Origin of the sequence: Zobellia russellii (assembly GCF_018728565.1) — a bacterium.
GTDB lineage: Bacteria > Bacteroidota > Bacteroidia > Flavobacteriales > Flavobacteriaceae > Zobellia > Zobellia russellii.
In genome coordinates this window covers 377,253-401,790 of the sequence record NZ_JACSOI010000005.1, presented here as the reverse complement: position 1 = coordinate 401,790, position 24,538 = coordinate 377,253, and the positions used below count along the sequence as shown (strand labels likewise).

General features: G+C 38.8%; 16 protein-coding genes and 1 tRNA gene. 11 read left to right on the top strand and 6 right to left on the bottom strand.

Annotated features, from left to right (window positions below):
- Nucleotides 1-123 precede the first annotated feature (123 nt).
- From H9565_RS14465 to H9565_RS14445, 5 genes are read right to left on the bottom strand one after another with little or no spacing between them, the layout of a single operon-like run.
- Nucleotides 124-669: a mechanosensitive ion channel family protein gene (locus H9565_RS14465; protein ID WP_215440664.1), complete on the bottom strand. Its 546-nt coding sequence runs from the start codon at nucleotides 667-669 to the stop codon at nucleotides 124-126.
- Nucleotides 670-673: 4 nt separating this feature from the next.
- Nucleotides 674-1,621 (bottom strand): septum formation inhibitor Maf, encoded by a 948-nt coding sequence (locus tag H9565_RS14460; RefSeq protein WP_215440663.1) that lies wholly within the window; start codon nucleotides 1,619-1,621, stop codon nucleotides 674-676.
- A gap of 34 nt (nucleotides 1,622-1,655) precedes the next feature.
- The gene (locus H9565_RS14455) at nucleotides 1,656-2,243 is read right to left on the bottom strand and encodes a Maf family nucleotide pyrophosphatase (RefSeq protein WP_394370256.1); all 588 of its coding nucleotides are present in this window, start codon (nucleotides 2,241-2,243) and stop codon (nucleotides 1,656-1,658) included.
- Nucleotides 2,240-2,767, bottom strand: coding sequence for a KdsC family phosphatase (locus H9565_RS14450; RefSeq protein ID WP_215440661.1), 528 nt, complete (start codon nucleotides 2,765-2,767; stop codon nucleotides 2,240-2,242). Before H9565_RS14450 ends, H9565_RS14455 begins: the two co-directional genes overlap by 4 nt.
- A complete protein-coding gene (locus H9565_RS14445; protein WP_215440659.1) occupies nucleotides 2,751-3,515 on the bottom strand; it encodes a Rossmann-like and DUF2520 domain-containing protein in 765 nt (254 codons plus the stop codon). Before H9565_RS14445 ends, H9565_RS14450 begins: the two co-directional genes overlap by 17 nt.
- 299 nt (nucleotides 3,516-3,814) lie before the next feature.
- Between H9565_RS14445 and ccsA the strand changes: the two genes are divergently transcribed.
- The 10 genes from ccsA (at nucleotide 3,815) to bshB1 (ending at nucleotide 22,041) form a co-directional block, all read left to right on the top strand.
- Entirely contained in the window at nucleotides 3,815-6,997 is a 3,183-nt protein-coding gene (gene ccsA / locus H9565_RS14440; protein WP_246560636.1) for a cytochrome c biogenesis protein CcsA, read from the top strand.
- A 112-nt stretch (nucleotides 6,998-7,109) separates the two neighbouring features.
- The gene (locus tag H9565_RS14435) at nucleotides 7,110-7,679 is read left to right on the top strand and encodes an RNA polymerase sigma-70 factor (protein ID WP_215440657.1); all 570 of its coding nucleotides are present in this window, start codon (nucleotides 7,110-7,112) and stop codon (nucleotides 7,677-7,679) included.
- A gap of 201 nt (nucleotides 7,680-7,880) precedes the next feature.
- Complete coding sequence (locus H9565_RS14430) at nucleotides 7,881-9,011, top strand: FecR family protein (protein ID WP_215440656.1); 1,131 nt, start codon at nucleotides 7,881-7,883, stop codon at nucleotides 9,009-9,011.
- 102 nt (nucleotides 9,012-9,113) lie between these two features.
- Nucleotides 9,114-12,554, top strand: coding sequence for a SusC/RagA family TonB-linked outer membrane protein (locus H9565_RS14425; protein WP_215440655.1), 3,441 nt, complete (start codon nucleotides 9,114-9,116; stop codon nucleotides 12,552-12,554).
- 4 nt (nucleotides 12,555-12,558) lie between these two features.
- On the top strand, nucleotides 12,559-14,229 hold the full coding sequence (locus H9565_RS14420; protein WP_215440654.1) for a RagB/SusD family nutrient uptake outer membrane protein: 1,671 nt from the start codon (nucleotides 12,559-12,561) through the stop codon (nucleotides 14,227-14,229).
- 1 nt (nucleotide 14,230) lies between these two features.
- Nucleotides 14,231-16,753 (top strand): alkaline phosphatase D family protein, encoded by a 2,523-nt coding sequence (locus tag H9565_RS14415; protein WP_215440652.1) that lies wholly within the window; start codon nucleotides 14,231-14,233, stop codon nucleotides 16,751-16,753.
- A gap of 53 nt (nucleotides 16,754-16,806) precedes the next feature.
- The gene (locus tag H9565_RS14410; protein WP_215440650.1) at nucleotides 16,807-18,369 is read left to right on the top strand and encodes a sulfatase family protein; all 1,563 of its coding nucleotides are present in this window, start codon (nucleotides 16,807-16,809) and stop codon (nucleotides 18,367-18,369) included.
- Nucleotides 18,370-18,660: 291 nt separating this feature from the next.
- Nucleotides 18,661-20,070 (top strand): MATE family efflux transporter, encoded by a 1,410-nt coding sequence (locus H9565_RS14405; protein WP_215440648.1) that lies wholly within the window; start codon nucleotides 18,661-18,663, stop codon nucleotides 20,068-20,070.
- Between the two features lie 40 nt (nucleotides 20,071-20,110).
- Nucleotides 20,111-21,286: a trans-sulfuration enzyme family protein gene (locus H9565_RS14400; RefSeq protein WP_215440646.1), complete on the top strand. Its 1,176-nt coding sequence runs from the start codon at nucleotides 20,111-20,113 to the stop codon at nucleotides 21,284-21,286.
- A gap of 32 nt (nucleotides 21,287-21,318) precedes the next feature.
- Nucleotides 21,319-22,041: a bacillithiol biosynthesis deacetylase BshB1 gene (gene bshB1, locus H9565_RS14395; RefSeq protein WP_215440644.1), complete on the top strand. Its 723-nt coding sequence runs from the start codon at nucleotides 21,319-21,321 to the stop codon at nucleotides 22,039-22,041.
- On the opposite strand, the gene H9565_RS14390 is transcribed toward bshB1, so the two are convergent.
- Nucleotides 22,038-24,071: a tetratricopeptide repeat-containing sensor histidine kinase gene (locus H9565_RS14390; RefSeq protein ID WP_246560633.1), complete on the bottom strand. Its 2,034-nt coding sequence runs from the start codon at nucleotides 24,069-24,071 to the stop codon at nucleotides 22,038-22,040. The two genes, bshB1 and H9565_RS14390, sit on opposite strands and share 4 nt — an antisense overlap.
- A gap of 308 nt (nucleotides 24,072-24,379) precedes the next feature.
- Here H9565_RS14390 and H9565_RS14385 point away from each other — a divergent pair.
- Nucleotides 24,380-24,456: transfer RNA gene (locus tag H9565_RS14385), tRNA-His, on the top strand.
- The last annotated feature ends 82 nt before the right edge of the window (nucleotides 24,457-24,538 follow it).

The following is a 24,538-nucleotide window of genomic DNA, read 5'->3' as shown; positions in this document are numbered from 1 at the left end:
ACCAATTTACAGAGATGGCACCAAATCAAAGATAGAAAGTTTAAAGGGGGCAAGCGGGGTTTTTAAAACTTCTTTAACAAAATTAAATTTGTGGTTTTACCCATAAATTAAGGATGTTTAAGATTAAGCTTCTTCACTACCGTCTGGGGTATCTTCTGAATTGTAAATAAGCGTTACCGCTTTTTGCATCATCAAATTGTTCGGGTATACCAAAAGTTCACCATTGGATTTTCTTAGGCTTACATGAAAAGCCCTTATGTCCTCTATTAAAAAGGGTTCTTCGGACTCTATATCTTTGTCTAGAATTTTAACCTTGTCCCCGATTTTAAACGGAAATGAAAAAAACAGAACTACACCTGCGGTTATATTGCTCAGAATAGACCAACTGGCGAATAAGGCAACCCCAATTACCGCAAACACCGAAGAAAACACAAGGCCAACTTCTTTGAAATTTACGCCCCAAATAAAGGAAATGACCCCAAACCCAATTAATGTAAGGAGTAAAGAGGCGTATTTTGTAATTAAAAGGGTCCGTGCTTCAACAATATCACTAATTCTGCCAATTTTACGAATGGTCTTATCCGTTATAAATTTTAGAATTAGAAGGATACAGAAAGTAATAGCTGTAGCTATGATTTCGTGCTTGTTGGAAATAAGAAATTCTTGCATAAATTTATAAACCTAAACTATCCCGCAAAGATAGATGCTTATTTCCATTTTGTTGCCAATAGGGGGTCTTTAAAGTTTTTATCTTGGTAGCGGTAGAGGTCATGGATTTAGCGTTTTTTCCAAAGCCACTAACAAAGGTATCCGTCCAGCTTTCAATACTATGCGGAAAGGCAGTAGTGAAATTTATTTCTAAGGTTCTTTCTAATTCCGGATACGTTATTTTATAGGTTGAAAGACCATTGTCATCACTTAAACTTGCAATTGACTTATATGCTTTTAACTCTTTGTGAGATAGTCTAATAAATTCCATTGAGGGAATTATTTCCAATTCGCCTGTTGGTAAAGATTTTGGTGCGATACGAATTTTGTTCCAAAGCTCGTTTTCAAGAGTTGTTTTCTCTAATTGTAAATTTTGGTCCGCCTCACTTTCAAAATAAGAGTGAGACATTACATCAAATTTATCCCGGTTGTTAAGTTGTGCGTAAACCTGCCCGCACCATTCCTGTGCAGAGAAGGAGACCTTAATGGCGTGGTCATTGTCATGAACGGGATAAAAAGTACTGTTCATGATGGCGTAAGGATAAATTCCGGTAAGGTATTTTTTTGTGGAATTGAGTTTTAAAACGGGGATGTTATCAGGATTATGTCCATCCGCTTTTACTTGTTTCTTCTTCAAAAAAGGTTCCGTAACATAAATTAAAACCGCTTCGCCGTCTCGGATTTCACCATAGCGGGCCTGTTCTAATTTGTAAGATGTTATTTCCGCCTCTCCGCCATACCAATACTCCTTAAATTCACTGGTAAGCTCCTTTTTTGATGTTTCTACGGGCTTTTCAGTATTTAGGGCTACCTCTTTATTTGTCTCTTTTTCAACCTCTTTACAGGATTGGGTAAAAGATAAGAGCGCAGCAATGACTATAAGCGATAGGTTTTGTCTTGTTCCGGTTGTCATGAGATGAATTTTTATTAAAATTAATCAAAAAGAACTATTTAACCATAGTGCTTAACGTTTTGTATACCAACTGGGTGGGGAGCCCCACAACATTAGGGTAAGACCCTTTAATCTCTTCAATTGCGGTAAGGCCTATCCATTCTTGAATACCATATGCACCTGCTTTATCATAGGGTTTGTAAGTGTTAATATAATAACGGATTTCTTCGTCGGATAAATTCCGGAACTTGACCCGGGTAATTTCATTAACTACTTTTTGACTGTTGGGTGTAGTAAAACAAACCGATGTTATGACCTCATGCCAATCTCCGGATAGCGCTTTTATCATTTCGTAGGCTTCTTCAGCATCTGCTGCTTTGGCCAATGAAATACCATTGTGCCAGACTACGGTGTCCGAGGTAATCAGAATCTCTTCTTTTTTCAAAGCCCCGTCAAAAGCATCTGCTTTCAATTTTGCCAAATAATCGCTAATCTCGCTTCCTTTTAATTCGGGAGGGTAAATTTCATCTACCGATTTCAATCGGACTTCAAACGGAATCCCCATTTCTTTTAAAAACTGATGTCTTCTTGGGGAGCCACTGGCAAGTATGATGGTGTGGTGGTTCAGGTTGAGCATAATCAATCGTTTGCCGCGCTAAAATTAGTCATCCAATGCCCTTTTACTTTTAAGACTTGCTCTATAACATCCCTTACGCAACCTTCGCCTCCGTTTTTGTGGGAAACATACATAGACCTTGCCTTTACTTCCGGTACGGCGTTCTGCGGGCAAGTGGGTAGGGCAACGGTTTCCATTGGTGGAATATCCGGAATATCATCACCCATATAAAGCATAGTACTTGGGTCAATACCGTGCTTGCCCATATACTCTTCTAGGACATCCATTTTATGGTGCGCGCCTAAATAAATGTCCGTAACTCCAAGTTCTTTTAATCGTTTACGGACTCCTTCATTGGTTCCTCCTGAGATAATACAGATTTTATACCCTTTCTGAAGGGCGGTCTTAACCGCATAACCGTCTTTAACGCTCATTCTGCGGAGCATTTCTCCTTCGGTAGTAATGATTAGGGTGCTGTCCGTAAAAACTCCGTCTACGTCAAAAATAAAAGTATCTATGTTCTTAAGGTATTCTTTATAGCTCTTTTCCATATGTTTTTTCTATTGATTTGCTGAGCAGTTCATAGACCGCTTTGTACTCGGTATTATTTAATTGTTCTAAGTGATTTGATATGGTATTGTGGTCTCCTCTTCTAGCTGGGCCCGTTTGGGCATCAAAAGGAGATAGGTTTTTTATTTTTTCCGCTGTTTCTTGAATAAGCGGACTCAGTATTTCAAAAGGCACATTGTTCTCTTTGCAGATTTCAGAGCCAACATGGTACATGTAGTTTGCAAAGTTATTTGTGAATACGGCGGCAAGGTGAAGGCTTTTGCGTTGTTCTGTACTTATCTCATAAACATTTTCTGAAACCAGATGGGCGAGTTTTTTTAACAAAGCTAAATCGGCTTCGTCATTCGCTTCCAGACAGACGGGAACATTTTTAAAATCCAGCTCATTAGATTTGCTAAAAGTCTGTAGTGGATAAAACACTCCTCGTCTTTGGTGTGTTGAGAGCGCACTCATTGGAGTATTTCCAGAGGTATGAACAATTAAACTTCTGTTAATTGTAATTTCTTGTGAAACAGTGCTTATAGATGAGTCACTTAAAGCAACAATAAAAATATCTGAAAATTTTAATCTAGAGAAATCCGTTGTGGTTTCTTCTTCCGTTCCAAAGGCTTGAAGCGCCTCTTTGTTTCTACCTATTACCTGAACAATTTCAATCTCTGCAGAGTTGGAAAAAGCCCTGAAAAGGTGGGTGGCAACATTTCCGGTTCCTAAAATACTAACCTTGATCATGCAGCGAAAATAAGCATATATTTATGTATTGTTTACTTTGGATTGTAGAAAAGTGAAGAAACGAGAAGTTGTTCTTTTTACGGTCGAGGGTGTGTATACAAATCTTAGATTTCTGTGTTATTTGCAATTAATGGGTTAGCCTTTTATGCTTTATGAAAAAGAGTGATTTCTAAAAACGAATTTCTTAAAATTTTCACTTATAATTAACAGTTTTGATAAGACTTTAGGTCCGTCTATCTTCCTCTAAATAATAAAAAGGGCGTATTTTTGCATGCTGAAAACCATTTTAGCTGCTGCTCATGAACATGCTCAAAAAATTCTTTTTCTCCACACGTTTAATGTCCGTTCTTTTTATAGTGTTTGCAGTGGCCATGGGGCTAGGTACTTTTATTGAAAGTAAGTACAGTACCGAGACCGCAAGAATCTGGATTTACAATACATGGTGGTTTGAGGCTATTATGGTTTTTTTTGTCATTAATTTTATTGGTAACATGTTTAGGTACCGTCTTCTACGATGGGAAAAATGGGCAGTTTTAACGCTTCACCTTTCATGGATTTTTATCATAATCGGAGCGTTCGTTACGAGATATATCAGTTATGAGGGTATGATGCCCATTAGAGAGGGGCAATCAGAAAAAGTATTCTACTCGGATAAAACATACTTGACAGCTTACGTAGATGGAGAGATTAATGGCGAGGCCAAAAGAAAAACTTTACAAGAAGATTTAATAGTAACTGCCCAAGATATCAAGTCTAATTTACCTTGGAAGTCAGATTTTAACGGACAGCCGTTTACTATTTCCTATGCCGGTTTTATAGATGGGGCCAAAGAAGGAATGATTCCGGATGAAAATGGTAAGGAATACTTAAAGATTGTTGAAGCTGGAGATGGCCAGCGCCATGAACACTTTTTGGAAAGTGGCCAAGTTTCTAGCATTCACAACGTACTTTTCTCTTTGAATAAGAGAACGGAGGGAGCAATTAATATTTTAGAAAAGGATGGTGCTTACGAAATAGAATCGCCTTTTGAAGGTAGTTTTATGCGTATGGCGGACCAATTTCAAGGTCAGTTGATAAAGGATAGTATACAGGAATTGCAGTTACGCTCTTTGTATGCAACCGCAGGTATGCAATTTGTTATACCGGAGCCCATAGTTAAAGGCTCTTACGGCATAGTAAAAGTTCCGAAGAACGAAATAACGGATGCTACTATGGATGCTATGATTGTAGACATTACCGTAAACGGCGAAACAGTACAGCAAAAATTACTGGGTGGTAAAGGGGTTTCTAATTTTTCGGATAAAATAAATGTGGGTGGATTGGATTTTAGTTTGAGTTATGGCTCCAAAGTATATGAACTTCCGTTCAGCATTAAACTAAACGATTTTATTGCAGAAAAGTATCCGGGAACCGAGCAAGGGTACAAATCCTTTATGAGTAAGGTTACAGTTGAAGATGAGCGTCCTTTTGACTATAAGATTTTCATGAACAATATTTTGGATCACAAAGGATACCGGTTCTTCCAATCTAGTTTTCACCCAGATGAAAAAGGAACTATTTTATCTGTAAACCATGATCAATGGGGTACAGGTATAACCTATTTAGGGTATTTCTTGCTTTATGTTGGGTTAATGGGGATTATGTTCTTTGGAAAGACCCGGTTTAAGGATTTGGCCGTGTCATTGGAAAAATTAAAGAATAAAAAAGCAAAACTTACAACGGTTCTTGTTTTGGGTATGTTGTTGAGTGCCAATGCCCAAGAACACACCGCAGATGATGGCCATGACCATGGGGTTAGTATGGTGCCAACACAATTTCAAATTGATTCGCTTTTACAGACTACGATTGTTTCTGAAGAGCATGCGGAGAAGTTTGGAAAACTTGTGATTCAAGACGAAGGAGGTCGTATGAAGCCTATAAACACGTTTTCTTCGGAATTACTAAGAAAGCTAAGTTTAAAGGATGTGTATAAAGACATGAATGCCGATCAGGTGTTCTTATCTATGATGTTGAGTCCGGCGGCATGGTACAATGCACAGTTTTTGGCCGTTGATAAAAAAGGGAAGAACGATAGTATCCGTCATGTAATAGGTATTCCCGAAGGCCAAGAATTTGTAAAGGCAACGGACTTTTTTGACAAAGAGGGAAATTATAAGTTAGAGCCCTTTTTGGCAAAAGCCACATCAACAAATATTCCGAATAAGTTTGACACGGATATTAAGGATGCCAATGTTCGGTTAAGCCTTTTGGATCAGGCCTTGAGTGGTCGTATCATAAAGATTTTTCCTTTGTTGAACGATGAGAATAACAAATGGATTTCGGCTATAGAATATAGGGGAGGGCAGTATCAGGTTTCGGATTCGCTTTATGCCAATTTTATAAAAAATTCGCTGCCTTACTACCTCATGACATTGCGCAAGGCCAAAGAAACGGGTGATTATACCAATGCCGATAAGCTTTTGGACGCTTTTAAGCAAAATCAAAAGAACCATGGTAAGGAGGTGCTTCCATCGGAATCTAAAATCAATACGGAGGTAATTTATAATAAACTGGATATTTTTAATTCCCTATATCGTCTTTACGCTTTAGTAGGTGTAATTATGTTCTTTGTTTTGGTGTTTCAGATTTTTAAAGACCGTTCTATATGGCGTATAGGGGTTTATGCTTTAAAAGGCACTATTTTCATCTTGTTCCTATGGCATACGGCCGGCCTTGTATTACGATGGTATATATCTGGTCATGCACCTTGGACAAATGCGTACGAAAGTATTCTTTATGTATCATGGGCAACCATGGGAATGGGTCTTCTGTTTGCCAGAAAGAGTGATATGACCATTGCTGCATCGGCTTTTGTTACAAGTATGTTACTTGCTATTGCACATTTAAATTGGGTAGATCCTGCAATTTCAACCTTGGTACCCGTATTGGATAGTTATTGGCTTATGGTTCATGTAGCTGTAATTGTCGCCAGTTATGGTCCATTATCGGTGGCTATGATTCTTGGTTTGGTTTCTTTGTTACTTATGATATGTACCAATAAGAAGAACAAAGCGGTAATGGACCTGAACATTAAAGAATTGACAATAATCAATGAACTTTCTATGACCGTAGGTCTTGTGATGCTTACTATAGGTAATTTCTTGGGCGGACAATGGGCCAATGAGAGTTGGGGTAGATATTGGGGTTGGGATCCAAAAGAAACTTGGGCACTAATTTCTATTATGGTATATGCCTTTGTGGTTCACACACGTTTGGTTCCTGGTTTAAGGAGTAAGTGGACTTTCAATTTTCTCAGTGTTATAGCATTTGGAAGTATTATGATGACTTATTTTGGAGTAAATTATTATTTGGTAGGTCTTCATAGTTACGGACAAAGTGGCGCAGCCGCTATTACTCCAGATTATGTTTGGTATATAGCTCTAGGAGCGGTAATTCTTGGTGCCATAAGTTATTGGAGGTATAGGGCAAACTATGTGAAATAGGATTACATTTCCATTAGATTTTGAGATAATCACCTAAAATCAAGTGTTCTTTTTACTGTTATTGTAATTTTCGGTCTATTTTTTATAGATTTAGCATATTGATTGCTGTAGAATGAAGATGATAACAGAAGATATTGAATTATTGAACGGTATGAAAGAAGACAATAATGCTTCTTTCAGAGCGGTTTATGAGAAATATTCAAAGGTGTTATTTGTATATGCTTTCAATATTATAAAGGAGAGGACCATTTGTGAGGATATTATTCAAGAAGTTTTTATTTCACTCTGGGCCAAAAGAAAGACGACCAATATTTCTGCTTTAAAACCCTATCTGTTTCAAGCGGTAAAGTTTCAGATATTTAATCATTTTAGAAACAACAAACTTTCTACGGAAGATTTAACACGGTTGAATATTATAGATGTTTCTATGAATGTTTCGGGGGAACTTGAATATTCGGAACTCAATCAAATAATTCGTGATCATGTTGCCAAACTGCCCAAAAGGTGTCGTCATATCTTTGTATTGAGCCGGTACCATCACAAATCCAACAAAGAAATTGCGGAAGAGCTTCAAATATCCGTTCAGGCCGTAAAAAATCAAATTTCAAAAGCACTGGCTTTTCTTAGAAATCACCTTCAATTAGAAGAGGCCGTTATTATATCGCTTATTCTTCTGCATTAACCAATCTAATATCCTTTCAACCTTCCTGAATATTAGTGTGTTATCCGCATTTTTAAAAATCATTCATCGACTTTAAAGGTGAGAATACCTCAATTTTTTCACTTGTATTTTTTCAATTTTTAAAAATAATTGACTTTCAACATGTACCATCGCATTAATTAGGGTACTTAGTAGTAGTATCGTTATTTAATTGCGACCCAGATGAACGAAAAAAAGGCAAAAAAGCTTTTCAACAAATACGTAAATAACAATTGCTCTCAGGAGGAAAAAGAACTCTTGGAACGGTTCCTAGAATCCTATCAAGGTGAGGATGAGCAAATGTCAAACTTTAAGTTTGATGGACAGGTAAAACAAGAAATATGGAAAAAAATAGCTAAGAAAACCGAGTCACCTACAAAAACAAGAAATATCAATTTTAATCGCTCTGTTTTAAAGTATGCAGCCATTTTTATTGGTGTGGTAGGACTAGGGTTAGTTTTTAATTTTTTGAGAATTCAGGAAGATAAATCTCCTGAATTACGAATAGAGGACAACGCAATTGTATTAAAAACAAGTAATAATCAATCCAAAAAAATAATAGTAGGTGCCGGAGAAGCTATTACGGATGAAGATGGAAACGTTCTGGCTTCACAAGATAAAGGCCAAATTGTTTATCATGGAAAACCTACACAAGAGTTGGTGTATAATGAGATTATTATCCCAAAAGGAAAAACATTTGAATTAAAGCTGTCGGACGGCACCTTGGTACACCTAAATGCAGATACCTCTTTAAAATATCCCATAAGTTTTGTTGAAGGAAAGGATAGAAGGGTATTCTTAAAAGGAGAGGCTTATTTTGAAGTGGCCAAAGATTCATTACACAAATTTGTGGTAGAGGCTAAAGATATGGATGTTCAAGTTTTAGGAACCCATTTTAATGTTAGCAGTTATGCCAATGAAGAAGCGTATGCCGTACTCGCAGAAGGTAGTGTGGCCATTAGCGATAAACGCGAGGAGACAATGAACGAGGACTTAAGTTTCCTAAAACCGGGTCAGAAGGCAGCAATGACAGAAGGCGCTTTGGTGATAAGTGAAGTTGATATACATGATTATTTAAACTGGCGAAACGGAGATCTAACTTTTAATAACGAATCCTTTAAGGATATTATTAAAAAAATTGAAAGACGTTATGGAGTCCGTATTGAAAACGGATATACGGAGTTAGAAGCGGTGCGCTTTAGAGGATATTTTGAAAATGAAACCATACAGGACCTGCTTGATACTTTTAAGGAAAGTGCAGAGTTCGATTATGAAATAACCAACAATTATATATTAATTAAAAAACCAGTATAACCATGACTTAACTTAAAGAAAAAAAATCGGGAAACGCTGCCACGTTCCCCGATCAAGAGTGATTTTAATCCTAGAAATAACTAATCAAAATCCTTTAAAAATATGGAAAAAAAACCATTGTTTTTCATTCTATTGAAAAACATTCTTAACAAGAACCGAACAGTGAAAATCTCCATTCTAATGTTTGCTTTTGCCTTGTTCAACCTTCATGCGAATTCCTATTCGCAAAACAAGAAGGTTTCTATTGAGGCAAACTACGAGACTATTGAAAGTGTACTTAAAAAAATAGAAACGCAAAGTGAGTTTAGATTCTTTTACAAAACAGGACAGCTCAATGTTGCTAAAAGAGTGACGCTCAATATAGATAAGCGCCCTATAAAAGAAGTGTTAGGCGTATTATTTGGAGAAGATGTAACCTATACTTTAGTTAAAAATCAGATTGTTCTCAAAAATAAAAAACCGCTAAAAAATGAGAATACATTACTATTATCTGATAGAATTAAGGAAGAACAACAGACCATAACCGGGGTAATTACAGATGAAACCGGTGTGCCTTTGGCGGGGGCAAATGTGGTTGAAAAAGGTACTACTAATGGTGTTACCACAGATTTTGACGGAAATTTTAGTCTAGAATTAAGCTCTGACGATGCTATTTTAGTGGTTTCCTATATAGGTTTTGCTACTAAAGAGATACCCGTTAACGGGCAAACTTCATTAACCGTTCAGTTAGTAGAAAGTGCTGCTGGATTGGACGAGGTTGTTGTAGTAGGTTTTGGCACACAAAAAAAAGTAAATGTAATTGGTTCGGTCTCTCAGGTATCCTCCAAGGATATTGAAAATAGACCGGTTACTCAAGTATCGCAAGCCATTACAGGTCAAATGCCAGGGGTTACCGTAGTACAACGTTCGGGTAGGCCAGGGCAGAGCGGAGGAAATATTAGTGTTAGAGGTGTTGGTTCTTTTGGAGCTACGCCAGATGCTTTGGTGTTGATTGATGGTATTGCGGGGAGCATGAACGACATTAATCCGGATGATATCAAATCCATTTCGGTATTAAAAGACGCTTCTTCAGCAGCTATTTATGGGGCACGTTCTGCTAATGGGGTTATCCTTATTACCACTAAAAATGGTAGCGAGAATAAATTTTCTATCAATTACAACAGCTATGTAGGGTTTAATACCGCTACCGAGCTTCCTGAATTTGTTAATTCTTGGGAATATGCAGAAATGTACAACATAGCTTCTGGCAGCAACAGCTTTTCTGCGGAAGACATAGCAAAATATAAAGCTCAGGATGACCCGGATAATTATCCGAATACAAAATTTCTGGAGGATCTTTTCTCTAAAAACGGTGTTCAGACGTCCCATACCTTAACCTTAAATGGAGGTGATGAAAAGAACAAGTATTACGTTTCTGCAGGTATTTTGGAGCAGGATGGTATCGTACCAAAAAATAGCTTTAACCGGTACAATTTTAGAATGAACCTTCAGAACAAGTTGGGCAGTAAGTTTGATTTGAGCACTAGGTTTTACGGCTCTGTAGAGAAGAGGGAAGAACCACAAGTAACGGGTAACAAGGGTTCCGGATACCAAGGTGAAAGTGATAGGGCCAGTGATGCCACCAATAACGCAGGAAGTTTCGTTACGCAACTGGTATCCAATGCAGTTAGATATCCGGCAATAGAATTGGGTCAGGATTCTCAAGGTAATTTTGGTATTGGCCCTGAAAGTGGAGGTACACCGGTTGCTTGGTTGGCTTCTGATTCTTATTTGGAAAACCCACGTACTAAAGCGGGAATAAATGTAAAGCTTGATTATAAACCTAATGATAATTTGGTGTTTTCGGCCATAGGGGGATATAATTTCACCTTACATGAAGAGCGCTCATATTACGCATCTCAGCGACTTAATGATCAAATTAACCTGGGACAGTCCTATTTAAATCAATATAGCAATAAGGAACTTTATAAAACTCTTCAATTTACGGGAGAGTGGTCCAAAGAAGTAGGCGTTCATGACTTTAGCTTTTTGGGAGGTTATTCTTTTGAGAACGAAGAGTTTTCGTTTTTCAACGGATACCGTCAAGATTTTGCGAGCAATGACTATACTGTATTGGACCTAGGAAGTGCTGAAAACCAACAGACGGCAGGTTTTGATGCTGAATGGGCGTTGCAATCTTTCTTTTCCCGTTTGAAATATAGTTTTGATGAGCGCTATCTTTTTGAGGCCACATTGCGTTATGACGGGTCTTCTAGATTTCCTAAAAGTAATAAGTACGCAGTTTTCCCGGCAGCGGCGTTTGGTTGGAGAGCATCTCAGGAATCGTTCTTACAGGAAGTAGATTGGCTTTCTAATTTAAAGGTTAAAGCTTCTTGGGGTATTTTAGGAAACCAGAATATTGGTAACTATCCGTACCAAACCGTTTTAGCTTCTGGTCGTGATTATTCATTGGGTGGCGGACTTTCAACTGGTGCGGCGTATTCTACGTATCGTGATGCCAATATTAAATGGGAATCTACAGAAACTACCGATATTGGTCTTGAAACAGGGTTTTTTGATGGAAAACTAACTTTTAACGCTACCTATTTTAGAAGAAATACAACAGATGTTCTTTTTAAACCATCTTCCAGTGTATCCTCGGTTTTGGGAGTTGGTATTAGTGAAACCAATACGGGTGCGGTTAAGAATACCGGTTGGGAATTTGATATAGGACATAGGGGAAGTAAAGGTGATTTTAGTTATTCCATTAACGGAAACTTCTCGGTAATAGAAAATGAGGTCGTTACATTAGGTTTGGGTAATGTAGACCAGCCCAATGGTTACGTTGGTAACGGATCGGACCTTTTTATCGGTTTTCCTATGCAAATGTATTATGGATATGAGACGGACGGTGTTTTTCTTAATGACGGCGAAGTTTCTAGTTGGGCAGATCAAACTGCTGTAAATCCTGGTTCGCAAGCTGGTGATTTCAGATATAAGGATATTAGCGGTCCTGATGGTGTACCGGATGGAAAGGTTGATCCTACCTACGATCGTAAATATTTAGGTAGTCGTATACCTAAGTATACGTATGGGGCCAACATCAATTTAAACTATAAAAACTTTGATTTCTCTTTGTTCTTACAAGGTGTTGGTGGTGTAAAAGGAGAGTTGACCAATTACGCCGGATATGCATTTTTCAATTTGGGTAATATTCAAAGATGGCAAATGGAAGGTAGGTTCAATCCGGAAAATCCGGTACGTTACCCAGAGTATCCTAGGCTAGAGGTGGTTACCAATAGCGGTACTCCAAACACGACAACCTCTGATTTTTGGGTGATAGATGCCGGGTACCTAAGGGTTAAAAACGTACAATTGGGCTATAACTTTTCATCATCGGTTACAGATTTGGTGGGTATAGACAACCTAAGAGTATATCTGGGTGCAGAAAACTTGCACACTTTCAAATCTTACAGAGACGGGTGGGATCCTGAAATTAATTCATCAGGTGGTTATTACCCTATTTTAACAACGTACACCTTTGGTTTAAACTTAAAATTTTAGAACAATGTCAAATACTATATACACATATATAAGTCGTATTCCATCTTTTGCTCGGTTCATTATTTTGGGCTTGGCAGTGGTACTTTTTTCAGGTTGCGACAAAGAACTGGAACAATTTCCGAGCAACGCTTTTGCAAAAGATAATTTTTGGACATCGGAGTCTAATGCAACTATAGCTTTAACAGGTGCTTACCGCGGTGCCATTGAATACGGAACTCAGGTAGTGCCATCTGATTGGTGGACCTATTGCGGAATTGTTTTTATGGAGTTCGCAACGGATAACGCGTATGACCGTAGAGGGGATAACTCTACTCAAAACCGTTTGACGAACGGCACGCTTTTACCCAACAATAATGTTATTAATGGATATTGGAAAGGTTCTTATAAGCGAATTGCCATTTGTAACGATTTCTTGGAAAACGTGGGTAATGTTGATATGGATCAATCCAAAATTGACAGAATGAGTGCCGAGGTACGTTTTCTAAGGGCGGCCACCTATTTCTATATTACCCAGTTCTGGGGTAGTGCTCCTTTAGTTACTACCACATTAACTCCTGATGAGGCAAACAATGTTGATAAAGCAACAAAAGCAGAATTGGTTTCTTTTGTAATTAGTGAGTTGCAGGCCGCCGCTGCAGATTTACCATCGTATGCGGAATTGTCCGGTACGGAGGCAGGTAGAGCCAACAAGCAGGCGGCTTTGGCTTTCTTGGGCAGAATGTACCTGGGGGAAAAGAACTTTGCGGAAGCATCAAAGGTGTACAAAGAAATTATCGATATGGGTGAGAATGTGATAGATCCAGACTATGCTTCTCTTTTTACTCCAGCTAATGAAGGCAGCAGTGAAAATATTTTCAGCACACAATATTTTGGCGGCCAAGCCGGTAATGCATTGCCACAACATGCTTATCCTGCCGTGTCTTCTGGTTGGCATATTGTCAACCCTTTAGGGAGTCTGGCGGATGCTTATGGTTTTGATGACGGTACACCACTATCTTATGATGACCCTAGATTTGACTATGATGATATGGGAGCCAATAGAGATCCAAGGTTCAGGTATAACCTACTTTGGGACGGCTCTACTTTTGGGGATAAGATTTATGACTGTCACCCAGATCATACTGAATCTTTAGATCAGTTAACCTATTCTAAACAGGCAACAAGAACAGGGTACGGACTACGTAAGTTTTTTGACGAGTCTTTCAGTGGAAATCTAAGGTCGGATTATGGAGGCAATCTCCCGATTATTAGATATGCCGAAGTTTTATTGAGTTATTTAGAAGCAGAACTTGAGGCGGGTAATCCAATAACACAGGCTTTACTGGATGAAACTATTAACCAAGTGCGTGGTCGTGCGTCCGTAGGGCTTCCGCCTATAACGGAAACTGATCCGGCGGCGCTTCGTCCTATATTAAGAAATGAAAGAAGAATTGAATTAGCGTTGGAAGGTCAACGTCTTTGGGATATTTTTAGATGGGACATTGGTGACGAAGTTTTAACCGGTGATTTTTGGGGAGCTCCTTTTCCAAATTCCACATTATATCCAACAACATCAAAGAAAATTGACCCACAATCCAGATGGTTTGTTACTTCAAAAAACTTTAGGGCAGGTGTAGACAATATTTGGCCTATTCCAGAGTCTGAGGTAAATGTTAACCCTAAATTGGGTAATTAAGATGACCATAAAAAGGAGAAAGTTTATACAGAACCTAGGACTTGCCGTGCCCATGTTGGCAAGTCCTTTTAACCCTATTTTGGCAAAGGATTTTGTAGAAAATACCGCTTTTGATACAGCAAATGATAGTTTTAAAACTGATTTTACAAAGCTGAACCAAAGGGTATGGATAGGGAGTTCTTTCTGGGCAGTGCCCATGGAAGATTGGGAAATAAAAAACAACAGATTGGAGTTTTCCGGTGTGGAAAAGCAATCAAGGCTTCACATTTTGACTCATATTCTTAACGGCAATCAGGGAGATTTCATGCTTTCGGGTAATTTAGGTTTGTTGCAGAATAAGGGGAGTAAAGGAGGCGTTGGCTTTTCGGTCGGTATAAAAGACTATACGGATTCTAAAAGTGTTAAAGCTGCTTGTTATTTTGGAAAAGGTATTTCCGTAGGGATAAATCTAGAAGGAGAAATTTATATTGATAAGCAGAAGGAAAAGCTACCGGAGGGATTCGGTTTTCAGAACTTCTCTTTACAGTTAAAAGCAAAGAATAAGAAAAAAGAAACTGAGCTTACGCTTCTGGCTACTGATGCAAATGGGAAGACAGCAACGTTAAGACATACGCTAGAGGGTAACCTTAATGGGTTAGTGGCTTTAGAGAATAAAGGAAGTAAAAAAAAGGAAAGCACTTTTTGGTGGGCCGATGTAAAATTATCGGGCTCAAAAGTGCAATACAAGGCGGAAAATAGTTTTGGCCCCATTTTATGGGCAATGTACACCCTTTCTAGGGGTAAATTAAAACTAACCGCACAGCTTCCGCCAATTGGCGAAAAGGATTCCCAAAAAATAGAACTTCAATTTTTGAGAAACGGAAAATGGATAAAAGCAGCAAAAGGGCAAATAGACCCGGTAACTTTTACATCTATTTTTTCTGTGGATGATTGGGATGCCAGAGAAGATATAAAGTATCGTTTGCGTTACACATTGGATAAAGAACGCCATGTGTATGAAGGCGTTATTCGTAAGGAGCCTTTGGATAGACCTCTAACTTTTGGGGGGCTAACCTGCCAGCATGCTATGGGATTCCCATACCGCCCTTTAGTAGAGAACTTGGATAGGTCAAACCCTGATATGCTATATTTTTCAGGAGATCAGTTGTACGAAGGAAACGGTGGTTATCCTATAAAGAGACAACCGGAGAACAAGGCCATTCTCAACTATTTGGGTAAGTGGTATATGTTCGGTTGGGCTTTTGGTGATGTATTAAGGAACAGACCAAGTATATGTACTCCAGATGATCATGATGTATACCAAGGTAATCTATGGGGAGAAGGTGGTGAAGGTATTGGTTTTGAAGAGTGGGAAAAAGTCCGCGATGCTCACGGTGGTTTAGTTCAGACTCCAAATTTTGTAAATGTGGTTAACAAAACCCAATGCGGTCATATGCCCGATGCTTTTGATAAAGCGCCTATGAAATCTAACATTAGTACATGGTACACGCACTTGGTCTATGGTAATGTAAGCTTCGCTATTGTAAGTGATCGGCTTTTTAAATCGGGGCCGGAAATGGTTAGGTCCGGAGAGGGAAGAATAGATCATTTAACAGCACCGGCCAAACCCGGCGAACTTGAATCGGAGGACCTGGATTTTATGGGGCAAAGGCAACTAGACTTTTTAAATGATTGGGTGGCGGACTGGAAGGGTGCGAATATGAAAGTATTGCTTAGTCAAACCCTGTTTTCAAATGTGGGTACGCACCACGGGCCAACAAAAGAATTTTTATTCGGAGATCTAGATTCCGGTGGTTGGCCAAAAACCAAAAGAGACGAAGTAATAAGGACTATTAGAAAAGCATATGCCTTTCATATTAATGGCGACCAACATTTACCCTTTATGGTACAATACAGTATAGATGAACCTAGAGATGCAGGGTGGACGTTCTGTACACCGGCTATATCTACGGGGTACCCAAGATGGGGGCAGCCGGATTCGGTTAATGTACCTTTTACCGATAGACCGGAACATGGTCTTCCTAATACAGGCTGTTATCGTGACGGATTTGGAAACGACAATTATATCTATGCAGTAGGAAATCCTACGGATGATTTTGAAGAGGAGTATGATCGTTACCAAAAAGCACAGAAAAAAGCTTCAGGTTATGGGCTGGTTACTTTTGATACTAAGAAGCGTACTATAAAAATGGAAGCAATCCGCTTTCTTGCTAACTTAGATATCGATTCAGAAAAAAACACCTACCCGGGCTGGCCATTAACAATTCAACAGACAGATAATGATGGCCGAAGATCAATAGGGTATCTTCCTAAGTTGAACATAGAATCGGCCAACCAGTTACTAAAAATTATCAAAGAGGACACCAAAGAATTGGTGCACGCCATGCGTATGAAAGGGAATAGTTATACGCCCTCCGTATATGAACAGGGCAAATACACTTTGGTAATAGGAGAAGGGGCCAAGGAAAAAACCATAAGTGGTATAGAAATAACCATTGATCCTAAAAAGTCTATTTTCGTCTAAACAAAAAGGAATAAATTTGAAAGTAAATTAATTTATAAATACAAAACAGTTTCATGACAAGTTTAAGGAATTATTTTTTACAAGGAACCCTCTTATTGTTGGTGTTATCCGGCTGTAAATCAAAGGAAGAAAAAACGGCAGTTCCAGATGAAAGTCCAAAACAACCCAATATTGTTTTTATCTATATGGATGATTTGGGGTACGGAGACCTTAGCTCATACGGTGCAACGGAATTAAACACACCAAATATTGATGCTCTAGCGGAAGGCGGAGTTCAATTTACTAATGGGTATGCTACTTCGGCTACGTGTACGCCAAGTCGTTACGCCATCCTTACCGGTAGATACCCTTGGAGAAATAAGGATGCCAAGATACTTCCGGGCACAGCTCCTTTAATCATTAGTACGGATCAGCTTACCGTTCCTAAAATGCTTAAGGAAAAAGGTTATGCTACGGGTATTGTAGGAAAGTGGCACTTAGGCTTGGGCAACGGAAATGTAAATTGGAACGAGAGAGTATCTCCAGGGCCTAACGAAGTTGGTTTTGATTACTCTTATATTCTTGCGGCAACACAAGATAGGGTCCCAACCGTATATATTGATAATGGAAATGTTGATGGTCTTGATCCTAACGATCCTATAGAAGTTGATTACAAAAAGAACTTTGAGGGAGAACCTACAGGATTGGATAATCCGGAGTTGACAACTATGAAATGGCACCATGGCCACAATAATAGTATTGTAAACGGTATTCCGCGTATTGGATACATGAAAGGTGGCGAGGCCGCTAAATGGAAGGATGTAGAAATGGCGGATCACTTTTTGGTAAAAGCACAGGAATATGTAACCGCTCATAAAGACGAGCCTTTCTTCTTGTATTATGCCTTACAGCAGCCACACGTACCGCGTACACCTCACCCACGTTTTGTTGGGAAATCCGGAATGGGCCCTCGTGGCGATGTTATTCTTGAAGCGGATTGGGTTGTAGGTGAATTCATAAAAACTTTGGAGAATCAAGGTCTTTTGGAAAATACACTTATTGTCTTCTCTAGTGATAATGGCCCTGTAGTAAATGATGGATACTATGATGATTCCGAAGAAAAATTGGGTAAACATACACCTGCAGGTGCTTTACGTGGCGGTAAATACAGTTTGTTCGAGGCGGGTACACGTGTTCCATTTATCACATATTGGAAAGGCAAGATTGCTCCTGCCAAATCAGATGCTTTGGTTTGTCAAGTAGATTTACTTACTTCTATTGCGGCATTGGTGGGAAGCGATAAAAAAGGAGAGGATAGTGAGAACCTTTTAGGTGCATTCTTGGGCGAAACTAAAGAAGCAAGAACTGAATTGGTATTGGAAGCAGGTTCTAGAACGGCCCTTAGAAAAGGAGATTGGGCTATGATACCACCATATAAGGGAGCTGCTATAAATAAGCAGGTTAATATAGAATTGGGTAATGATAGTGAATACCAATTGTATAATGTGAAAGAAGATATTAGTCAGACGAAAAACCTTGCTAAAGAAAACCCGGAAAAACTTCAAGAATTAATTGCCGATTATGAGGCGATTAGAGGTACTCCTGATGTTGAAATCAAGGAGTTGGAATTAAAATAGAGTGAAAAGTTGAGGTGAGATATTTTATTATTTTACAAAATAATTCTTTCTAAGACACTTAATTATTAACCGCTTTAAAGGTGATAGGAGTTCATTATGAGCCTGTTATGTTTGAGGCGGTTTTATTTTTTTCTTTTTTATTTAAAAAATTAATTGGATATTTGAACCATCATGAAGTTATAGAAATTATGTTCCGTATAGATGTCACCAGGTTATATGCCTAAGGTTAATCGAACTTTCTTCGTTCGGTTTTGACATACTCTTCTTTTTATCAACATAATTTCATTTCAAATGCCACATTTAAATAGAATCACTTTTAAAAGACTGTTTCAGTACTTTATAGTTGCCGTAACTGGTAAAGAAACAGAATTCACTTCAGGAAGCATCCGGAAAGCCATTTTTATGCTCTCCATCCCCATGATTTTAGAGATGATGATGGAGTCCATTTTTGCTATTGTAGATATCGCTTATGTATCGCAGGTAAGTGTAAATGCCGTTGCTACTATCGGTCTTACGGAATCTGTGGTAACGTTAGTCTACGCTGTTGCTATAGGGCTCAGTATGGCGGCAACGGCCATTGTAGCTCGCCGTATAGGGGCAAAGGATATAAAAGGAGCCCAAGAAGCGGCCGTACAGGCAATAGCTTTGGGTGTTTTGGTTTCCTTGCTTGTTGGCGTGTTCGGATTTTTATATGCCAAGGACATTTTAGCGCTAATGGGAGCGGAACCTGATTTGATTGCCGAAGGGTATAGGTATACCCAACTTTTACTTGGCGGTAACATTACCATTTTGCTTTTGTTCCTGATCAACGCAATTTTTAGGGGAGCGGGAGACGCTTCCGTTGCTATGTGGGCCTTGGTACTTTCCAACGGACTCAATATTATTCTGGATCCTATTTTTATTTTCGGATGGGGACCCATTCCGGAGTACGGAGTAACAGGTGCTGCTATAGCAACGAACATAGGTCGCGGAACGGCCGTTTTATTTCAACTAGCGGTTTTGTTCTTTGGGTGGAGCCGTATTAAGATTGGCTTCAAGGATATGGTCATCCGTTTTAGCGTAATGCTCAATTTAGTCAAGGTTTCCTTAGGAGGTATAGCCCAATTTCTAATAGGTACTTCTAGTTGGGTGTTTTTAATGCGCATGATGTCCGAGTTTGGTAGTGAGGTACTGGCAGGCTATACGATTGCCATTCGTGTTATGCTTTTTACGTTAATGCCTTCTTGGGGTATGAGCAATGCCGCAGCAACTTTGGTAGGGCAGAACTTGGGCGCCCAGCAACCGGAACGAGCTGAAACTTCGGTTTGGAAAACGGGGAAGTACAACGCCTATTTTATGGGGGCGGTATCCTTAATTTACCTATTCTTCGCCTATGATATTGTAGGTTGGTTCAATACTAATGAGGTTGTAATCCAAAACGGTGGGCTGTGTCTACAAATTATTGCTATTGGCTATATATTCTATGCGTACGGAATGGTTGTAACCCAGGCTTTTAACGGAGCAGGGGATACGGGTACACCCACAAAAATTAATCTTATTGCGTTTTGGTTGTTTCAGTTGCCGTTCGCTTACCTGGCTGCCATAACTTTTAATTTAGGCGCTATGGGCGTGTTTATTGCTATTACTGCAGCTGAGGTGCTTTTGGCCGTGATTTCTATGGTCTGGTTTAAAAAAGGAAACTGGAAAAAGGTGAGCGTCTAATAGGCTTTTTGTAACTTTAGCTTTCTAAACTTTTTAAATTATGGAGCAGAAAAAAATAGGGTTAAATACTATTTGTACCCATGTAGGCGAAGTAAAGGATGAGCAATTTAAAGGTGCAGTTTCGCCTCTTTATATGAGCAGTTCGTATGCTTTTGAGGATGTAGATGTTAAACGGTACCCTAGATACTTTAATACACCAAACCAAGAGGCTTTGTGTAGAAAAATAGCTGCTCTGGAACATACTGAAGCGGGGCTTATTTTTGGAAGCGGAATGGCAGCTATTACCACTTCGTTAATGGCTTTTTTAAGAGCGGGAGACCATATTGTTTTACAACAGGTTTTGTACGGAGGTACATATAACCTTATTGTAGAGGAGTTTGAAAAATTTGGGATAGAATATTCGTTCACCGAAGGTTGGCGCCCAGAGGATTTTGAGCAAAAGATTAGGTCCAATACTAAGGTGATTTATATTGAAACACCTTCAAATCCGCTATTGACTATAACCGATATGGATGCCATTGCGAAGCTGGCCAAAAAGCACGGATTGGTTTCCATGATTGATAATACATTTGCTAGTCCTGTTAATCAGAATCCTATAGATTTTGGTATTGATATCGTTATACATAGTGCAACCAAATATATGGGAGGTCACTCCGATATCTTGGCGGGTGCAGTAGCTTCAACGGAAGAAAACATCAATAAAATTTTTGGTCTAGCCAAGAATTTTGGTGGAAGCCTTAGTGATTATACCGTCTGGCTGCTCGAAAGAAGTTTAAAAACAATGGGGTTACGTGTTAAGGCACAAAACGAGAATGCGCAACGTATGGCGGAATATCTAGAGGGTAGTAACGCGGTCACCAAAGTATATTACCCAGGGTTAAAGAGCCATCCTGATTATGAATTGGCAAAGGCACAAATGAACGGTTTTGGTGGAATGTTGTCTTTTGAATTGCATGAAGATTATGATGCCGCCCAATTTCAGAAAGAATTACAGCTTATAAAACCATCAATGAGTTTGGCAGGGGTAGAGAGTACAGTACTTTCGCCAACCAAGACATCGCACGCACTTTTAAGTGCAGAAGAAAGGGCAAAGCAGGGTATTTTAGACGGATTAATTCGCTTTTCGGTGGGGATAGAAGAACCAGAAGACCTCGTTGCCGATATAGAACAAGCTTTGAAAAAAGTAAGGTTGACCAAAGAAGTAACGACTAGTTAATCTATATATAGCATAACTTTCAAAAATACATAATGAAATTAGATATATTAGCTTTTGGCGCTCACCCAGATGATGTAGAACTTGGCGCCGGAGCTACCATTGCCAAAGCCATAGCAAACGGCAAAAAAGTAGGTATCGTAGATTTGACCCGTGGGGAACTTGGTACACGGGGTTCCGCCGAGATTAGAGATAACGAGGCCGCTGCGGCAGCCAAAATTCTTGGAGTATCAGCGCGAGAAAATTTAGGATTTGCAGACGGTTTCTTTGTAAACGATAGGGAACATCAGTTAGAAATCATTAAAATGGTGCGTAAATACCAACCAGATATTGTTTTGTGCAATGCAATTGATGATCGTCACATAGACCATGGAAAAGGAAGTAAGTTGGTAAGTGATGCTTGTTTTTTAAGTGGTTTGATAAAAATTGAAACCCAATTGGATGTTGATGGAGCAAATCAAACGCAATGGAGACCCAAGGTAGTATACCATTATATTCAATGGAAGAACATAGAACCGGATTTTGTTGTGGATGTCTCTGAATTCATTACTAAGAAAACGGATGCTATTTTAGCATATTCCTCGCAATTTCATGACCCCAAAAGCAAAGAACCGGAAACTCCTATAAGCAGTAAGAACTTTATTGATAGTGTAAATTACCGGGCTAGGGATTTAGGAAGGCTGGTAGGGGTAGAGTATGCAGAAGGTTTTACCACAGAGCGCTTTGTGGCTATAAAGAATATAGATGACCTAATTTAGGCCGTTTTTTGATATTTGTTTTTGGCCCTTGGTAAGGTAAAGTGAAAGGTACTTCCTTTGCGTAATAAACTTTCTACCCATATGGTTCCGTTGTTTTTCTCTATCATTTCTTTACATAGGGATAGTCCCAGACCTGTACCTTTCTCATTGTTGGTACCGTAGGTGGTTAGGGTAGAGTTGTGGGAGAAAATTTTACCTATGGTTTCTTTGTTCATACCAATACCGGTATCGCGAATAGAAACTTGCCATTGATTTTTCTTTTCAATTGCGTTAATGGTAACCATGCCGTTTTCGGGAGTAAATTTTAGGGCGTTACTAATAAGGTTACGGATAACAATGTCTATTTGATTACCATCGGACCATGTTAGCGTTTTGGGTTCCAAGTGGTTTACTAGACGAATGGATTTATTTTTTGCTATTTCGGAAAGTAGGTCAATATTATCCCTTACTACGGTTTCCAAAGCAACTACCTCGGGTCTTGTTACGGCCCCGTTCATTTGGGTTTGCCCCCAGGTTAAGAGATTGTTCAGCGTAAATGATATGTGGTCTATATCATGTGAAAGTTTCGGCATAAAGCTCATAAACTCATTTTGTTCAATTTCTCCGTTTTTAAACAATTTTAGTAATCCTTGGAAAGCGGCAATTGGGCCACGTAGGTCATGTCCTATAATCGAAAATAACTTATCCTTGGTTCCGTTTATCTCATGAAGCTCTAGTTTACTTTTTTCAAGGTCTTCTGTTTTCTTCTGAAGCTCCAGGTTCAAATTCTTTTGAATTTTTTCGCTTCTACCCACCAATAACGTAACTATAATAAAAATCAAAAGTATGCCTAAGGCTACATTAACGTAAGCCCTTTGCATATCTAATTGCTTCTCGTTTTCCTCAATAAGGTCGGCCTTTTGCTTTTCATGCTCCATTTTGGTTTTGAGCATAGTCAAACTTTTTTTGTTTTCGTTTCGTGACAGCGTATCTGACAACGATTGGAATATTTCGTGGTATTTTAGAGCTTCTATAAAGTTCTCTTTGTTCTTATTTATTTTGTAAAGTGTCTTTGCGCATTGTTGGGAGCCTTCCATATCCTTAATAGAATTGGAAATGTCATAGGCCTCTAACGCATACTTTTCGGACATATCATCCTTTTCTAAGCCTAAGTACGCTTGAGACATACCGTTGAGCAATTCTATTTTACCACGGGGATCCTGAATTTTTTCATGAAGCATTTCACTCTGCCTATACCAGTATAACGCCCATTTGTATTTATTGTCCTTTAAATAGGTTTTGCCCTTTATAGCATAGGCATAGGCAAGCCATTCCATTTTTTTGTTTTTTTCAAAAATGGCAATACTTGCGTTAGCGTTGAACATGGCGTATTCCAATTCACCCATATCCGCGTAAATAGAGGCAATGTTACTCATGGTTTCTGCGGAGTAAATTTCATTTCCTATATCTTCGTTTATCTTCTTTACTTTTTTGTAGAACTCCAAAGCCTGGGTATAGTCTTTTTGAGAAGCATAGAGGTTAGCTACGTTCTCATTAAGTACAGACTGCATAAATTTGTTTTCGTTCTCATTCGCAATGTCTATACCCTCTAAATAATAAATTAATGATTTGGAATAGTTTCCAATATAACTAAACTGGGAGGCTAGGTTGTTTTGGGCCCTTAAGGTCAAATCTATATCCTTTCGGCTTTTACTCATGGCCAAGGCATTTTCAAAGTAACTTATACTTTTGGAATGGTTGCCCTTATCTGAATAGTAATTGCCTATTTCTACCAAAGCATAGTTTTCTCCTTTTTTATAGTGCGAAGACCTGCTGTAGGTCAAGGCAAGATTAGAAAGTAGTAAAAGACTATCCGAATTGTAGTACCGTAGTTCGTACGCCAGGTCGTTCAGTAAATTTATGTAAGTTGTATCCTTATTGGAAAAGTTGGGTGTTTTTCTTAAATCCGTAATGAGGGTGTGCAAGCTATCCTTCGTCTCTTGTTGTGAGTTTGCCTTTAATGTAGACAACACCAGTATACCAAAAAGCAAAATGCATAATTTGGATAGCCTTGAAGAGGTCAAAGAATGGGATTTGACGAAAAACATTTTAAAATTAATTATTCATCTAATGTATCTACATGATGTAGATATCTCTAATATTTGTTGTGAAACGCTAAAAATTGTGTGTTTTGACCTGATTACCTTGCATTTTGTCGATGTTTTTAAAGATTTTATTGAGGTTTAAGTATTCATTATCAGTTGCTTTGATACGATATTGTGATGCTTCAAAAAAATAACAGAAGTTTTATTTTGAAAGATTACATGAAAAAAAGTATCTTTGCCACCGCTTACAAATGGTGGTTGTAGCTCAGCTGGTTAGAGCGCTTGATTGTGGTTCAAGAGGTCGCCGGTTCGAAACCGGTCTTCCACCCCAAAACAAAAAGCCTTGTCAATTTTGACAGGGCTTTTTTGGTTTTATATATTATCTAAAATAGGGGTATAAAAAAACCTGTCGT

Coding starts and splice junctions, on each gene's coding strand:
- ccsA (WP_246560636.1), top strand. CDS start 3,815: ATGAACATGCTCAAAAAATTCTTTTTCTCCACACGTTTAATGTCCGTT.
- H9565_RS14400 (WP_215440646.1), top strand. CDS start 20,111: ATGGAGCAGAAAAAAATAGGGTTAAATACTATTTGTACCCATGTAGGC.
- H9565_RS14465 (WP_215440664.1), bottom strand. CDS start 669: ATGCAAGAATTTCTTATTTCCAACAAGCACGAAATCATAGCTACAGCT.
- H9565_RS14445 (WP_215440659.1), bottom strand. CDS start 3,515: ATGATCAAGGTTAGTATTTTAGGAACCGGAAATGTTGCCACCCACCTT.
- H9565_RS14460 (WP_215440663.1), bottom strand. CDS start 1,621: ATGACAACCGGAACAAGACAAAACCTATCGCTTATAGTCATTGCTGCG.
- H9565_RS14430 (WP_215440656.1), top strand. CDS start 7,881: ATGAACGAAAAAAAGGCAAAAAAGCTTTTCAACAAATACGTAAATAAC.
- H9565_RS14450 (WP_215440661.1), bottom strand. CDS start 2,767: ATGGAAAAGAGCTATAAAGAATACCTTAAGAACATAGATACTTTTATT.
- H9565_RS14425 (WP_215440655.1), top strand. CDS start 9,114: ATGGAAAAAAAACCATTGTTTTTCATTCTATTGAAAAACATTCTTAAC.
- H9565_RS14410 (WP_215440650.1), top strand. CDS start 16,807: ATGACAAGTTTAAGGAATTATTTTTTACAAGGAACCCTCTTATTGTTG.
- H9565_RS14415 (WP_215440652.1), top strand. CDS start 14,231: ATGACCATAAAAAGGAGAAAGTTTATACAGAACCTAGGACTTGCCGTG.
- H9565_RS14420 (WP_215440654.1), top strand. CDS start 12,559: ATGTCAAATACTATATACACATATATAAGTCGTATTCCATCTTTTGCT.
- bshB1 (WP_215440644.1), top strand. CDS start 21,319: ATGAAATTAGATATATTAGCTTTTGGCGCTCACCCAGATGATGTAGAA.
- H9565_RS14405 (WP_215440648.1), top strand. CDS start 18,661: ATGCCACATTTAAATAGAATCACTTTTAAAAGACTGTTTCAGTACTTT.
- H9565_RS14435 (WP_215440657.1), top strand. CDS start 7,110: ATGAAGATGATAACAGAAGATATTGAATTATTGAACGGTATGAAAGAA.